At 69.7% G+C, this 13,705-nt stretch carries 10 protein-coding genes, 1 tRNA gene and 2 pseudogenes; 8 read left to right on the top strand and 5 right to left on the bottom strand.

Annotated features, from left to right (window positions below; genetic code table 11):
• Nucleotides 1–2: 2 nt before the first annotated feature.
• On the bottom strand, nucleotides 3–902 hold the full coding sequence (gene galU / locus AB0G15_RS25270) for a UTP--glucose-1-phosphate uridylyltransferase GalU (protein ID WP_362844225.1): 900 nt from the start codon (nucleotides 900–902) through the stop codon (nucleotides 3–5).
• Between the two features lie 25 nt (nucleotides 903–927).
• Between galU and AB0G15_RS25275 the strand changes: the two genes are divergently transcribed.
• The 3 genes and pseudogenes from AB0G15_RS25275 to AB0G15_RS25285 form a co-directional block, all read left to right on the top strand.
• A complete protein-coding gene (locus AB0G15_RS25275; protein WP_362844228.1) occupies nucleotides 928–1,509 on the top strand; it encodes a 5-formyltetrahydrofolate cyclo-ligase in 582 nt (193 codons plus the stop codon).
• Nucleotides 1,510–1,731: 222 nt separating this feature from the next.
• Nucleotides 1,732–3,237 carry a potassium/proton antiporter gene (locus AB0G15_RS25280; protein WP_362844230.1) on the top strand — a complete coding sequence of 502 codons (1,506 nt, stop codon included), beginning with the start codon at nucleotides 1,732–1,734 and terminating at the stop codon, nucleotides 3,235–3,237.
• 426 nt (nucleotides 3,238–3,663) lie between these two features.
• Nucleotides 3,664–3,804 (top strand): annotated as a pseudogene (locus AB0G15_RS25285) (FmdB family zinc ribbon protein); the annotation flags it as partial.
• A 14-nt stretch (nucleotides 3,805–3,818) separates the two neighbouring features.
• Here AB0G15_RS25285 and AB0G15_RS25290 read toward each other — a convergent pair.
• The gene (locus AB0G15_RS25290; RefSeq protein ID WP_362685614.1) at nucleotides 3,819–4,016 is read right to left on the bottom strand and encodes a hypothetical protein; all 198 of its coding nucleotides are present in this window, start codon (nucleotides 4,014–4,016) and stop codon (nucleotides 3,819–3,821) included.
• Nucleotides 4,017–4,359: 343 nt separating this feature from the next.
• On the opposite strand from AB0G15_RS25290, the gene AB0G15_RS25295 reads away from it, so the two are divergent.
• Both AB0G15_RS25295 and AB0G15_RS25300 read left to right on the top strand, forming a co-directional pair.
• Nucleotides 4,360–5,169, top strand: coding sequence for an S-methyl-5'-thioadenosine phosphorylase (locus tag AB0G15_RS25295; RefSeq protein WP_362844233.1), 810 nt, complete (start codon nucleotides 4,360–4,362; stop codon nucleotides 5,167–5,169).
• Nucleotides 5,170–5,507: 338 nt separating this feature from the next.
• Nucleotides 5,508–6,113 carry a flagellar biosynthesis protein FlgA gene (locus AB0G15_RS25300; protein WP_362844236.1) on the top strand — a complete coding sequence of 202 codons (606 nt, stop codon included), beginning with the start codon at nucleotides 5,508–5,510 and terminating at the stop codon, nucleotides 6,111–6,113.
• 43 nt (nucleotides 6,114–6,156) lie between these two features.
• Here the strand turns inward: AB0G15_RS25300 and AB0G15_RS25305 are convergent, their stop codons facing one another.
• The gene (locus tag AB0G15_RS25305; RefSeq protein ID WP_362844238.1) at nucleotides 6,157–7,113 is read right to left on the bottom strand and encodes a D-alanyl-D-alanine carboxypeptidase family protein; all 957 of its coding nucleotides are present in this window, start codon (nucleotides 7,111–7,113) and stop codon (nucleotides 6,157–6,159) included.
• Between the two features lie 1,272 nt (nucleotides 7,114–8,385).
• Here AB0G15_RS25305 and AB0G15_RS25310 point away from each other — a divergent pair.
• Both AB0G15_RS25310 and AB0G15_RS25315 read left to right on the top strand, forming a co-directional pair.
• Nucleotides 8,386–8,458, top strand: a tRNA-Arg gene (locus tag AB0G15_RS25310).
• Nucleotides 8,459–8,726: 268 nt separating this feature from the next.
• Nucleotides 8,727–9,158, top strand: a pseudogene (locus tag AB0G15_RS25315) (SMI1/KNR4 family protein); the annotation flags it as partial.
• A gap of 296 nt (nucleotides 9,159–9,454) precedes the next feature.
• Here the strand turns inward: AB0G15_RS25315 and AB0G15_RS25320 are convergent.
• Complete coding sequence (locus AB0G15_RS25320; RefSeq protein WP_362844241.1) at nucleotides 9,455–9,802, bottom strand: VOC family protein; 348 nt, start codon at nucleotides 9,800–9,802, stop codon at nucleotides 9,455–9,457.
• Between the two features lie 540 nt (nucleotides 9,803–10,342).
• On the opposite strand from AB0G15_RS25320, the gene AB0G15_RS25325 reads away from it, so the two are divergent.
• Nucleotides 10,343–12,601 (top strand): DUF4132 domain-containing protein, encoded by a 2,259-nt coding sequence (locus AB0G15_RS25325; RefSeq protein WP_362844244.1) that lies wholly within the window; start codon nucleotides 10,343–10,345, stop codon nucleotides 12,599–12,601.
• Nucleotides 12,602–12,740: 139 nt separating this feature from the next.
• On the opposite strand, the gene AB0G15_RS25330 is transcribed toward AB0G15_RS25325, so the two are convergent.
• Complete coding sequence (locus AB0G15_RS25330) at nucleotides 12,741–13,580, bottom strand: class I SAM-dependent methyltransferase (protein ID WP_362844246.1); 840 nt, start codon at nucleotides 13,578–13,580, stop codon at nucleotides 12,741–12,743.
• Nucleotides 13,581–13,705: the final 125 nt, after the last annotated feature.

Genomic DNA, 13,705 nt, shown 5'->3' on the forward strand with positions numbered 1-13,705 from the left:
GCTCATCGCGAGGCCAGGAACTCCTTGAGCCAGGGCATGAACTCGGGCGCCAGGTCGGGACGCTCGGCGGCGAACCGCACCACCGTGCGCAGGTATTCGAGCTTGTCGCCGGTGTCGTAGCGGCGGCCCCTGAACAGCACCCCGTGCACCGGGCCGCCCTGGTCGCCGCCGCGTCCGGCGAGGGTGCGGAGGGCGTCGGTGAGCTGGATCTCGTTGCCGCGTCCCGGCGGGGTGTTCTCCAGGACCTCGAAGACGGCCGGGTCGATCACGTAGCGGCCGATGATGGCCCAGTTGGACGGGGCCTCGTCGGCGGGGGGCTTCTCCACCAGGTCGGTCACCCTGACCACGTCGTCCTCGCCGGTGGGCTCGATGGCGGCGCAGCCGTACAGGGAGACCTGCTCCGGGGGGACCTCCATCAGCGCGATGACGCTGCCGCCGTGCGTGCCGCGCACCTCGATCATGCGCTTGAGGAGCTCGTCGCGGTGGTCGATGAGGTCGTCGCCGAGCAGGCAGGCGAAGGGGTGGTTGCCCACGTGCTGCTTGGCGCACAGCACGGCGTGGCCGAGGCCGCGTGGCGTGCCCTGCCGTACGTAGTGCAGGGTGGCCAGGTCGGCGGGCTCCCGCACCTGCGAGAGGCGCTCGTCGTCGCCCTTGGCCTCCAGGATCTCCTCGAGCTCGTGGGCCCGGTCGAAGTGATCCTCGATGGAACGCTTGTTCTTCCCGGTGACCATGAGAACGTCGAGCAGCCCGGCGGAGACGGCCTCCTCGACGACATACTGGATCGCGGGCTTGTCGACGATGGGCAACATCTCCTTGGGGGTCGCCTTGGTCGCCGGAAGAAAACGGGTGCCCATACCCGCCGCGGGAATGACTGCTTTCGTCACAGCTTCGAAGTCGGCCATAACCGAAACCTTAGTGGAGGGACCTGTGGACAAGCTGACGCTGCGTGCCACGATCGAGGCAGCACGCGCCTCGATCCCCGACGAGAAGCGGCACGCGGCCTCCGTCCAGATCAGGGAATCCCTGCTGGACCGGCCCTGGGTCCAGATGGCCGGGCTGGTCGCGTGTTACTGGTCGATCGGGACCGAACCGGCGACCCACGGGCTGGTCTTCGCCCTGTGGAAACACGGCGCGACCGTGATCCTGCCTGTGCTCCGCGACGACGACGATCTCGACTGGGCGGTGTACGACGGCCCCGGCACCCTCGCCCCCGGCCGCTTCGGGATCATGGAACCGGTCGACACCCGGCGCGGCGTCGACGCCGTCAGGACCGCGGCCCTGGTGATCGTGCCCGCGCTCGCGGTCGACAGGTCCACCGGGGTACGGCTGGGCCGCGGCGGCGGCTCCTACGACCGGGCGCTGGCCAGGGTCGGCCCGAACGTGCCGACGGTGGCGCTGCTCCACGAGGGTGAGCTGCTCGACGGCGTGCCCGCCGAGCCCCACGACCTCGCGGTCCGCTACGCGGCGACCCCCGGGGGGATCTTCAAGACCGCCGCCGCGGAGGTGTGACCGACCGGCGGACGGGGGTGTGACCGGCCGGTGGGACGGGGTGTGACCGGCCGAGGAGTGCAGGCGTGACCGACCGGCGGGCGCAGGTGTGGCCGACCGGCGGAATCGCCGCCGGACGCGGGGCCGAAGGCGTCGAAATCGTGACGGGGAGTGCGCGCCGCGTGTGCGTGGCGACCCTCCTGAATGCGACACAATGGTCCCCGGAGTCAGAGAGGGGACCAGATGGGACTGGACGTCTGGCTGCTTCTCGGTGGCGGAATCGTCATCGCGGCCATCGTCGCAGTTCGTGTCGCCCATCGGAGCGGGCTGCCCAGTCTCCTGATCTTCCTTGGCTTCGGTTTGCTCGTCGGCGAGTCCGGGTTCGGGCTGCAGTTCGAGAACCCGCAGCTCGCGAAGGAGATAGGCCTGATCGCGCTGGCGATCATCCTGGCCGAGGGCGGCCTGACCACCACCTGGAGCCACGTCAAGGGAGCCATTCCCACCGCCCTGGTGCTCGCCACCGTCGGCGTGGGGGTGAGCATCGCGGCCGTCGCGATCCCGGTGCACCTGATCCTCGGCATGGACTGGCGGACCGCGCTCCTGCTCGGCGCGATCCTCGCCTCCACCGACGCCGCCGCCGTCTTCTCCGTACTGCGCCGCCTGCCCCTGCCCTCGCGCCTCGCGGGCATCCTGGAGGCCGAGTCGGGTCTCAACGACGCCCCCACGGTGATCGCCGTCATGCTGCTGAGCGCCGCGACCTCGCCCAGCCTGGGGGTGGCACTGTTCGAGGTGGCCCTCGAACTCGTGGTGGGCGCGGCCGTCGGCCTGGCGGTCGCCCCGCTCGGCGCGTACGCGCTGCGCCGCATCGCGCTTCCCGTCTCCGGCCTGTACCCCATCGCGGTGCTCGCGCTCGCGTTCGTCGCCTACGCGGGAGCCATGCTGCTGCACGGCAGCGGCTTCCTCGCGATCTACCTTGCGGCACTGGTCATGGGCAACTCCCGGATGCCGCACCGCGCGGCCTCGCGGGGTTTCGCCGAGGGCGTGGCCTGGCTGGCGCAGATCGGCCTGTTCGTCATGCTCGGCATGCTGGCCAGCCCTTCGGAGATGCCGTCCGCGATCGTGCCCGGTCTGGTGGCCGGGCTGATCCTGGTCGCGGTGGCCCGTCCTCTGTCGATCATCGTTTCCGCGCTGCTGACCCGGCTGTTGCACATCGACAGGCTGGGCTGGCGGGAACAGGCCTTCCTGTCGTGGGCCGGGCTGCGCGGCGCGGTGCCCATCGTGCTCGCGACCATCCCCTGGGCCGCCACCTCCGTTCCGGACGGCACCGCCAAGTTCGTGTTCAACGAGGTCTTCGTGATCGTCATCGTCTACACCCTGCTGCAGGGGCCGACGCTGCCGTTCGTGGCGAAACTCCTCAAGCTGTCCACCCCCGACGAGGCCCGCGACCTGGAAGTTGAGTCCGCGCCACTGGAGGAGCTCAACGCGGACCTGCTCCAGGTCAAGGTGCCACCGACGTCCAAGTTGCACGGTGTGGAGATCTTCGAGTTGCGGCTGCCCACGGACGCCCAGGTGACGCTGATCGTCAGGGACGGCCGGACGTTCGTCCCCACCGACTCCACGAGGATCAGGACCGACGACCAGTTGCTGGTCGTGACCACGGCCGCCTGCCGTGACACGGTCGAACGCCGGATGCGCGCGATCAGCCGCAAGGGCAAGCTCGCGGGCTGGTTCGGCGAACGCGGCACCTGACCGGGATCCGGCGTCCGATCGAAGGCGGCACCCGATCGAGGTTCGGTTACCTGAGCAACGTCCAACCGAGGTTCGGCACCTGAGCGACGTCCGACTGAGGTTCGGTACCTGAGCGACGTCCGGCATCTGACCGAGGCTCGACGGCACCCCATCCGAGGGCGGTCCGCGCCCGAACCGGATTCCAGCCACATCCGCCCCATGGCCCCGGCCACATCCGAAGCGGGATTCGACCCGGCCGAATCGAGGGCCGGCGACACCCGATCCGCCAGGCCGGGCCGCGTCCGGAGCGTGGTCCGTCCACATCTGATCGGAATCCGGCTACGGAATGCGAGGACTCCGACTCGCGTTTAAGCTTGTCGGCTGCGTACCATTAGCAGTCGCGCCACTAGAGTGCCAATCGGCGCGGATCATCACGAGGAGGAGCGCGTGCCCACCTACCAGTACGCCTGCACAGCCTGTAACAACCAGTTCGAAATCGTCCAGAAGTTCTCCGACGACGCTCTCACCGAGTGCCCGAGCTGCGCGGGCGACCTGCGCAAGGTGTTCTCCGCGGTCGGCATCGTCTTCAAGGGCTCGGGCTTCTACCGGACCGACAGCCGGTCCTCGTCGTCGAGCACGGTGACGTCCGCGAACGGTTCGTCGAGCTCTTCCAGCTCCTCGGACTCCTCCGGTTCGTCCTCGTCGAAGTCGTCCGACTCGTCGAGCTCGTCCGACTCGTCCTCGTCGAAGTCGTCGAGTTCCTCGTCGGCCTCCACGTCGACGAAGACCGCGAGCAGCACGGCCGCCGCGGCCTCCTGAGCCGCGCCCCCGTCCCCCTCGAACCCACCGCCCCCACCCCCGGTCGGCCGTTCACGGGCGGCCGTCCGACCGGCCGCCCCGGGCCGTGGCCTCCCACCCGCCCCCTTCACCGGCCGAAGCGGGGTTGACGAGCCCCGGCCCCCCGCCGCCGGTCATCGCAGGACAGCCCGCGGTCAGTTCGGCACAGCCGCCCGGCCTCCGATCGGCAATCGACGTTCCACCGCCTTCACCGAAAGCGACCGACCGACTACCCGGGGACGCGGTTATCCACAGGCCGTCACCCGGGCTCCTCAGGGACCGGCCCGTGGCGCTAACCTCGGCTCCATGGTCACTCGCGCGGACATCGGGGTCATCGGCGGCTCGGGCTTCTACTCCCTGCTCGACGACGCCACAGAGGTCGAGATCGCCACGCCGTACGGCCCGCCCAGCGACGTCGTCACCGTCGGCCGGATCGGGTCGCGCTCGGTCGCCTTCCTGCCTCGCCACGGCCGCGACCACCGCTTCCCCCCGCACCGGATCCCCTACCGGGCGAACCTGTGGGCACTGCGTTCCCTCGGCGTCCGCCAGGTCCTCGCCCCCAGCGCGGTCGGTTCCCTGCGCGCCGAGATCGGCCCCGGCGCCCTGGTCGTCCCCGACCAGATCGTCGACCGCACCTCAGGACGCGTGCAGACCTACTACGACGCGGGCGGCGTCGTCCACGTCGCCTTCGCCGACCCCTACTGCCCCTCGGGTCGCGCGGCGGCCGTCTCCACCGCGCGTTCCGCCGGCTGGGAGGTGACCGACGGCGGCACCCTCGTGGTCATCGAGGGCCCGCGCTTCTCGACCCGCGCCGAGTCCCGCTGGTTCAGCGGCAACGGCTGGTCGATCGTCGGCATGACCGCCTTCCCCGAGGCCGTCCTCGCCCGCGAGCTGGCTCTCTGCTACACCTCGGTCTCCCTGGTCACCGACCACGACGCCGGGGTCGAGGCGGGTGAGGGAGTTACCCACGACGAGGTCCTCGCCTTCTTCGCCACCAACGTCGGCCGCATGCGCTCGCTCGTCGGCGAGGTCGTCGCCGCCCTCCCCGAAGAACGCACCTGCCCCTGCCAGAACGCCCTGGACGGCCTCAAGCTCCCCTTCGACCTCCCCGGCTGATCCTGTAGCCGGCGGCCCCTGCATCACCGCCGGGTGAGCCGCCCGGCGAAACCCGAGAAGGGCCGAATCCCGCTCCCGGCCACGCCACCCGGATCCGTCGACAACCACTCGCCCCGCCCCGTTCCGCCAGCCGGCGGGGCGGCCCATCCACCCCAGGCACTGCCTCGCCACTTGGCGGGGCTGTCCCACCCACCAAGGGTCTGTCCCACCCACCAAGGGCGCCGCGCCGCCATCCGGCGGGGCGTCCTATCCACCACGGGCACCACGTCACCCCTCGGCGGGGCTGTCCCACCCATCACGGGCACCGCGCCGCCCGGCTCCCACCTCTGGAGTCAGCCATGCGCGCTCTGCGCCGCTTCCTCGATCGCCGTCATCGTCTCATCGCCACCGCCGTTGCCGCCCTGGCGATGGGATGCGCCGTGCTGGCACTGCGCCCGGACACCGCCTCGGTGACCGTCCTGACCGCCGCCAGGGATCTCCCCGGAGGCGTGCTGGAACAGGCCGACCTGACACCGGCCCTGCTGAGACCCGGTACGGTCCCCGACGGCGCCCTGCGGCCCGGCACGCCGTACGCGGGAAAGATCCTGACGGGTCCGGCACGGCGCGGGGAGCCGCTGACCGACGTCCGCCTGCTCGGCCCCGGCCTGCTGGCCGCCCACGGCGAGGGAACGGTCGCCACCCCGGTACGCGTCGCCGATCCCGAGACCGCGCGCCTGCTCTCCCCGGGTGACGTGGTGGACGTGCTCGCCGCCACCTCGACGTGGGACGGCGATGCTCCGGCGACCGTCGCGGCCGAGGACGTCACGGTCCTGGCCACCCCGGGCGGGGAGTCGGAGCGGGGCGCGCTCATCGTGCTGGCCACCACGTCGGCCCAGGCGACCGAGCTGGCCTCCGCCCAGGCCGGCGGGCGGCTCTCCATCACGATCGGCTCCCGCACGGAATGAATCTCCCTCTTGGGAGACAGGGACCGCGAGACCGCAGTCCCTCTTACAGCAGGGAACCGATCTTGGGGTCGTACTCCCAGTGCCAGGGCTCGAAGGGGCTGACGTAGGCCCACTTGGGGTGAATCCAGCCGAACTTCTTGCCGTTGGTCTCCAGCCAGTTGAACTCGGCCGAGCGGAAGCGCTCGACGCCTCCGCACAGGTCGACGGCGAGTCCCAGGCCGTGGTTGCTGCGGCCCGGGATCGCCGCCAGGCCGGGACGCGTGTAGTAGACCGACTGCTGCTCGGCCAGGCTCCGGTAGCTGTCGGTCACGCACATCGGCCTGCCGAACTGCCGCTTGTACGACTCGTTGAGGCTGATGAACGCGAGCGCGGCGTCCCCTCGCAGCTGGTTGCCCCGCTGCTGGAGCGGGCAGAGGTACGCCTGCGGGATCAGCCCGTTGGGGAACTCGCTCATCGAGGTCGCCCTGGTCGGGTCGCACCCGGCCGCCGGTCGCCCCTTCTTGTCGATCTTGACGCCCAGCTTCACCAGGGCCTTGGTGAGAGACTGCACGATCTTCTGCGAGCGCACCCTGAGCGTCTCGATCTCGGCGCCCATCTGCGCCTCCGCGAGAAGGTTGCTCGCCCGGAGTTCCTGCGCCTCGCCCGCCAGGCGCTCTCGCTCCAGCTGCAGGCGGCTGCTGTCCTCAAGGATCAGGTCGCGCTCGGCGACGATCTGGGTGAGACCGGCCATCGCGCGCAGGGTGTCGGCGTCGGACTCACCGGAAAGGAAACCGGCCACGTCCCCACCGCTCGGCTGCTGGTAGAGGAACCCGACAAGGTCCGACAACGGCTGCCGTACCTGGGCGAAGGCCCTCTCGGCCACCTGCAGCTCCCGCAGCTTGGTGGAGAGCTGCTTCTCCGAGGTGCGGATCTGGGTCCGCCTCTGCTCCAGCGCCTTGGTCGCGGCCTCAAGATCCTTCGCGGCCTTCTCCGCCTCACGACGCAGTTCTGTGAGATTCACCGGCTCCGCGGCAACGACGGCCTGAACCTCCGCCGGCGCCCGCTGCGCGGCAGCGGCTCCCGGCAGGAAGGAAGTCATCGTCGCGACGACGGCGATCAGACCCGCTGATCGACGAGGTGGCACGTTCGACCCCTCCGTTTGCGAACTCGTGACCTGGGTCAGGCACGCACGCTACTACAGCTGACCAAGTGCACGGGCCAGACTCTCCACAGCCGTTATGCGCCGAACACCCCTTTTTGGGACCGGACAAGTCAGACTTCTTGCCGCCCGCGCTTCTTGCAGACCCCCCAAAGCCACGTCCCCTTCCACTCCGCCGAACACCCGTCGCGGGGCTCAGGTGGCGCGAGTGGCGGCCTCCGCTCCCCCCGAGGCTCAGGTGCCACAGGGGGCGGCAATGCCACCTTCCGTGGCCCTCTGGAGCCTTGCGGACGGGTCTCTATAGGAACGACGACATCTGTCCCACCCATACCACCCGTCCCGCTCGTCTCACGGGCATCGTCCGGCCGGCCGGGCTCGCTCGCGCCCTCCTCCGTACGGCGTACTCCCTCCGTACGGCGCACTCCCGACTTCGCCGCGACGGGCACCCACCCCCCGTACACCCGCTCCGGCCGCAATGGCGGAGGCACCAGCCTCGACTCGAACATCCGGCTCCGCACGGGCCCGACCACGACCGGAACCACGGCTACCACGTCCCCCTGCGGCTCCCCGTCCGGCGAACTCTCCGGCTCCCCGGCTCCCACCCGGGACGCCGCGCCGGTCCAGGCTCCACCACTTCCCTGGGAGCCCTGCCGTTCCCCACCCTTCGCCCAGAGACCTTCGTCTCCGTGAAGCGTCTCCGCTTCCCCGGGCCCCTCGGCTTCTTCCGCCTCCGCCGCCTCCGCCGCCTCCGCCGCCTCTGCGGCTTTCTCGGCCTCTTCAGCTTTTCCGCGTCCTTCGGCCTCTCCAGACCCCTCAGGCTCCGCATCGCCGTCGGCCATCTGGACGGCCGCCTCGTAGCCGGTGAGCTCGGCCACCAGTAACCCCCCGGCCAGAAGCGCGGGTGCCAGCATCGCGCCACACAGCACCACCGGTCGCAGGGCGCGATGCCCGCGTATGCGCTTCCGTCGCCTGTCGATCACGGAACGTGACGCTAACCTCGCCCACCACCCCACACCCGCCCACTTGCCGCCCTTTTACTCCAGGCCAGCGAACCGATAACCCATCGTCTGGCCCCAACTCCCCCTCGGAGCGCGCAACCACTCGCCACTTTCGCTACTCTTACTAGGAGCCCCTGCCTCCGTAGCTCAGGGGATAGAGCACCGCTCTCCTAAAGCGGGTGTCGCATGTTCGAATCATGCCGGGGGCACTCTTCTGACCAGCTGTTTTAGCCCCTGACCTGGGGCTCAGTACGCCTCCTCTCAACGATCACGTGCAGCCGAGAGTTCGGTCCCGTCCTTCAACGTGATGGTCGCCCAACGAGGCGGACGAGATCCTGATGATCCGTCGCAGCGACAACGACAACCGTGTGTACCGAGCACTACCCAGCCGGAAACGGTCTGCCGCACATCATCGAATTCTCTTGATCACATTGCCGTACGGTATGGCCCATGAGCGCCATCCATGTCCCCGGCGACATGCGCCATCCCTGGCTCGGCCTTCTGCGGCATGTGGGCTCGACCATTGAGCGGGTGTACGGGGATGACCCCGAACACCTCTCGGCCGAAGTTAGCTCTCAGAACTGGCTGGGCTCACCTGGGGTCGCTGAGCCCGAGATCGTGCGGCACGAGCAGCGTCTTGGTGCCCGCCTGCCCCCGAGCTACAGGGAATTCCTCCAGGTCACCAACGGCTGGGACAAGGACGGTATCGCCTGCGGTCAGTTGCTGCCGCTTGCCGAGATCGGCTGGCTTCGTGATCTCGATCCGCATCTGGCCGGCATGTGGTCGTCCCCGGACGAGAAGCTCCTGAGCGTGCCCGATGAGGACTACTTCGTTTACGGGGAAGGTCAGGACACGGTCCATCTCCGGGCAGAGTACCTACCGGACACCCTCCAGATCGGCGAATACGACGACGGCACGTACCTCCTCAACCCCCACATCAAGACCCCGGACGGTGAGTGGGAGGCCTGGTACCTCGCACCCTGGCTACCCGGAGCCATGCGCTTCCGCTCCTTCTGGGACCTCATGAACGGCCGGTTGCGGGAGTACACAGAGTGCCCCATAGGGATTACGCGGTCCGGCTTCGTCGCGCGAAGAGGTCAAGACGTCGGCGATGGACCGGCCACTGCGAGTGCGGATCGGTCACTACCTGGCCGGCCGGGCGATGCCGTACATCGGCTGCCACCGCCGTTACCGAACCTCCGCGGTCAGCGGTGCCCCAGGACGTTGACCACGCGGCCGTTCGGGTCACGGACGAAGAACCGGCGGACGCCCCACTCCTCGTCCTGCAACGGATGCACGATCTCGGCACCGCTGTCACGCATGGCCGCATAGGCGGCGTCCACATCGTCCACCTCGATGCTCATGTCCGGAGTGACAGGTGCCGTCTTGTCACCGGTCATGATGCTGACCTGCGCCGTGGGAACGGAAGGAGAGGCGAGGGTCATGATCCAGCCGTGGTTCATGACCTCCTCCAAGCCCAGGAGGCCGTAGAACTCCGCGCTCTCCTCCAGGGCTTCGGACTGGATGTTGGGGACGATCCGACGTGCCGGCATCGACGACTCCTGCAGCAGACGAGGGGATGTGCGTGTGATTCTTCTGCTCAGGATGGCGCATGTGTTCCGGGGCCAGCCGTCGAGAGGAGCGCTGATCCTCAAAGGTCGGCCGTCCCCGCAGAAAGCCCGCAGGCCGTGTGCCGACCGCGCCTACGACCATGACCGTTACCGGTGCCGGCTTCGCGACAGGACCATCGAGCCGGTCGTCCCGCGCCGCGGCACTCCGCACGGCTCCGGCCTGGGCACCCATCGCCGGGTCGTGGAACAGGCCCTCGCCCTGCTGCGCCGGTTCCGTCGTCTGCGCATCCGCTCTGGCTCACGAGTGGTTGCAGGGCACCTACCTCTCTGTCGATCTCCCTCCAGGTGCTGACCCGGACCCCCTGGTGAAGATCCTTAGCGGGCCGGAAGAGATGGGTGCGCTCTTCTGGGAGATCGACTCCTGAGATCGCGAATCATTCGGTCAGGAGTTCCGAAGCGGGTGAGGTGCCTCTGTCGGTGGCATCCGGCAGGATCTCCCGCATGCGGCTTTCCCCTCAAGGCATGCGGCTTTCCCCTCAAGCGCGGCACCTGCTGGATCTGATGACCGGAGCCGGGAAGGACCACGAGGAGTGGCCCGACGCCTCTCAGGTGAGCGCGGTCGAGCTGGGCACTCTGATCCCTGCGGCCTACCGGGTCGGGAAACAGGGCGGCGGCGCCATGAGCGCCCGGTTCTCGACCGAAGAGCAGGCCAGGCAGCGGCAACCGCTGTTCACGCCCGAGGCGTGCGTCGACATGTTCGACGCACTGGTCGAGGGATTGCAGACCCGGAAATGGGCGGACCTGTGCGTCGGGATCGGTGCGCTGGTGCGCTGCCCGGCGGGAGCGCCGCTGGAGCGGCTGGCCGATCCCGCCCGCGTGCTGGTTGGCTTCCTGCTGCGCGAGAACCGGCTGGACACCCCCTTCTTCCTGCTGGCGGCGGCCGGGCTCGCGGGACTGGACATGGAGGTGGCCGCCCGGCTCATCGAGAGGCGGGGGCCGATCGCGGTCGCCGAGGTGGAACTGCTGCTCGGCTGGGGTGCCGAGCGCCGGGCGCTGTACGCCGAGTCGGTACAGGAGGAGCGGTCGTACACCTCCTCGCCGCCGCTGCCCGACCTCAGGGAACGGCTCGCCGGCCTGTCCGATTATGTGGCCTTCACCCAGGCGACCCTGGAGGCGGCCGAGGCCCGCGTCGCAGCGATCCACGCCGGGCAGATCCCCTATCGGGCGGACAAGGCGTTCGAAGACGGGGAGAAGGAGACCATCGGCCGGGCCGTACGGCTGGCGCTCTTCCGGGACGAGCCCTGGCTGCCCGGACTGCTGCGGCGGCTCCTGCGCGGAGTCTCGGTGGCACCCACCCAGGCCAGGACGCTGCCCTCGCAGGGCGTGCTGTTCGAGGTCGCCCGAGCGGTGGAGGACCACCCCACCCCGGAGGCGATCTCGGCGCTGCGAGCCGCCCGTCAGGCGACCAGGCACGCGGGGGTGTCCAAACAGCTGGACCGCATGCTCAAGCGGATCGAACCCGCCCTGGCCGACCGGGTGGAGGTGGCCTTCCGGCTGCCCGACGGGCGGGTACGACAGGCGGTGGGCGAGCACACGGCGGTGATCTCGACCGAGGGCGAGGTCGAGCTGTCGTGGTGGCACGGGGACAGGAGGCTCAAGTCCGTCCCCGCAGCGGTCAGACGTGAGCACGCGGACGAGGTCAAGCGGCTGCGGGAGCTGGCCAGGCGGGTTCGGCAGCAGCAGGCGACGTTGGTCAGAGCGCTGGAAGCCGGATACGCGAGCGAGAACGCGCCGCCGTACCGGCAGCTGGCGGGGCAGCCGCTCACCGATCGGCTGATCTGGGAGTTCGAGGTCTCCCCCGGTGTGTGGCGGAGCGAGCTGGGGCTGGGCCTGCCGGACATGCCGGTGCGGCTGTGGCATCCGGCCCGCGCGTCGCCGGAGGAGGTGCGCGCCTGGCGGGAGGTCGTGCAGGACAAGGAGCTGCGGCAGCCGTTCAAGCAGGCGTTCCGTGAGGTATATCTGCTCACGCCCGCCGAGGAGGCGACCGGGATCTACTCCAACAGGTTCGGCGGGCACGTGGTCGACCACCGGAAGCTGTACGCGCTGTTCAAGCAGCGGGGCTGGCGCGCCGACTACCTGGGGCCCTGGGACGGCGGTCGTTCCGGGGAGGCGCGACGCGTACTGACCGGTGGACGATGGCGGGCGGAGTTCCACCACGAGTACCTCTCGCACGACGAGGGGTACGCGGTGACCGACCAGGTCCGCTTCCACCGGCTCACGGAGGGCGCGTGGCACCCGGCGCCGCTGACCGAGGTGCCGCGGCTGGTGTTCAGCGAGGCGATGCGAGACGTGGACCTGTTCGTCGCGGTCACCTCGATCGCGACCGACCCCGAATGGACCGACCGTGGGCCGGATCGGCTGCGGGACCACTGGCGGACGGGTTCGTTCGGGCCGCTGCCACCGTCCGCCGAGGTGCGCCGAGACGCGCTGTCCCGGCTGCTCGGCCGCACGACCATCGCCGGCCGGTGCACGTTGACCGACCGTTTCCTGGTGGTCCGGGGCGACCTGCGCACCTACAAGATCCACCTCGGCTCGGGCAACATCCTCATGGACCCCAATGACGCCTACCTCTGCATCGTCCCTCGCGGTGGTGGCGACCAGCTCTTCCTGCCTTTCGAGGAGGACGGCGGGATGCTGTCGGTCATCCTGTCGAAGGCGTTCCTGCTGGCCGCCGACACCGCCATCACCGACCCGTCCATCACCCACCAGCTCCGCGACTGACCCATCCGTGAGCTGAGCCGGCGTGTACGGCGGTCTGCTCAGGATCACAGCGATTCCTACCCAGGATCACAGCGATCCGTCGATGACCGCCCGGGTGGGAGACGCGACTCCACCGGACCCGGGGCAGACCGGTTTGTCGTCAGCCGCGCTTGCGTGCGGTGAGGAGGAGGTACTCCCATTCCATCACCGTTTTCTTCTCGCCCTGTAGATGGCGGCGGGCCAGTTCGGTGAGGGCGTGGTCCAGGGCGGCGACCCGGTCGGGGTCCCCGGTCATCCCCCGGTAGACGGCGACGGTCGGGCCGTAGTTGGCCTTGAAGTAGTCACGAAACGCGTCGGGGTGAGCGAACCGGTCGATCGTGACCGTCTGCCGGCGCGCGACGACATCGGTGACCGCGTCCCCGAGCAGTGCACGGACGTGATCCTCGCTGCCCCACAGCGGAGGGGGTTGCGCGCCGGGCGGAGGTGGGGGCGCGTACGGTTTCATCGTCGCGAACATCTGACCGATGAACCCCTCCGGCGTCCAGTTGAGCAGGCCGATCGTGCCGCCCGGGCGGCAGACCCGGATCAGTTCGTCGGCGGCGGCCCGGTGGTGGGGAGCGAACATGACCCCGACACAGGACAGGACCGTGTCGAACTCGCCGTCGGCGTACGGCAGGGCCTCCGCGTCGGCCTGCCGCCACTCGACCTTCGCGCCGCGCTGCGCGGCCAGGGCCCGTCCCGCCTCCAGCAGTTCCGGGGTCAGGTCGCAGGCCACCACGCTCGCCCCGGCCAGCGCCGCGGGAATGGCGGCGTTGCCGGACCCGGCGGCCACGTCCAGCACCCGGTCCCCGCGTCCCACCCCGCACGCCTCGACCAGGATCGCGCCGAGATCAGGGATGATCTCGGCGGCGACCGCGGGATAGTCGCCCAGCGCCCACATCTTGCGATGCCTGGCCTTCAGTGCGCGGTCGGCCTCCAGCGCGTCGCTCTTTACGTTCATCTTGCTTCTCCCTCATCGCCGCGGTGAACTGGGATCGACGGTAAGGAAGGACGGGTTCGCCATCCAGTACACGATCTGTACCAGCACCCGGCCGAGACCCGGCCGGCTGTCTCTGGCGTTCACGG

This window comes from Streptosporangium sp. NPDC023825, from assembly GCF_040639575.1.
Classification (GTDB): domain Bacteria; phylum Actinomycetota; class Actinomycetes; order Streptosporangiales; family Streptosporangiaceae; genus Streptosporangium.

Excerpts from the sequence above, each read along its gene's own strand:
- AB0G15_RS25280 (WP_362844230.1), top strand. The coding sequence starts at position 1,732 with ATGGGACTGGACGTCTGGCTGCTTCTCGGTGGCGGAATCGTCATCGCG.
- galU (WP_362844225.1), bottom strand. The coding sequence starts at position 902 with ATGGCCGACTTCGAAGCTGTGACGAAAGCAGTCATTCCCGCGGCGGGT.
- AB0G15_RS25325 (WP_362844244.1), top strand. The coding sequence starts at position 10,343 with ATGCGGCTTTCCCCTCAAGCGCGGCACCTGCTGGATCTGATGACCGGA.
- AB0G15_RS25300 (WP_362844236.1), top strand. The coding sequence starts at position 5,508 with ATGCGCGCTCTGCGCCGCTTCCTCGATCGCCGTCATCGTCTCATCGCC.
- AB0G15_RS25295 (WP_362844233.1), top strand. The coding sequence starts at position 4,360 with ATGGTCACTCGCGCGGACATCGGGGTCATCGGCGGCTCGGGCTTCTAC.
- AB0G15_RS25330 (WP_362844246.1), bottom strand. The coding sequence starts at position 13,580 with ATGAACGTAAAGAGCGACGCGCTGGAGGCCGACCGCGCACTGAAGGCC.
- AB0G15_RS25320 (WP_362844241.1), bottom strand. The coding sequence starts at position 9,802 with ATGCCGGCACGTCGGATCGTCCCCAACATCCAGTCCGAAGCCCTGGAG.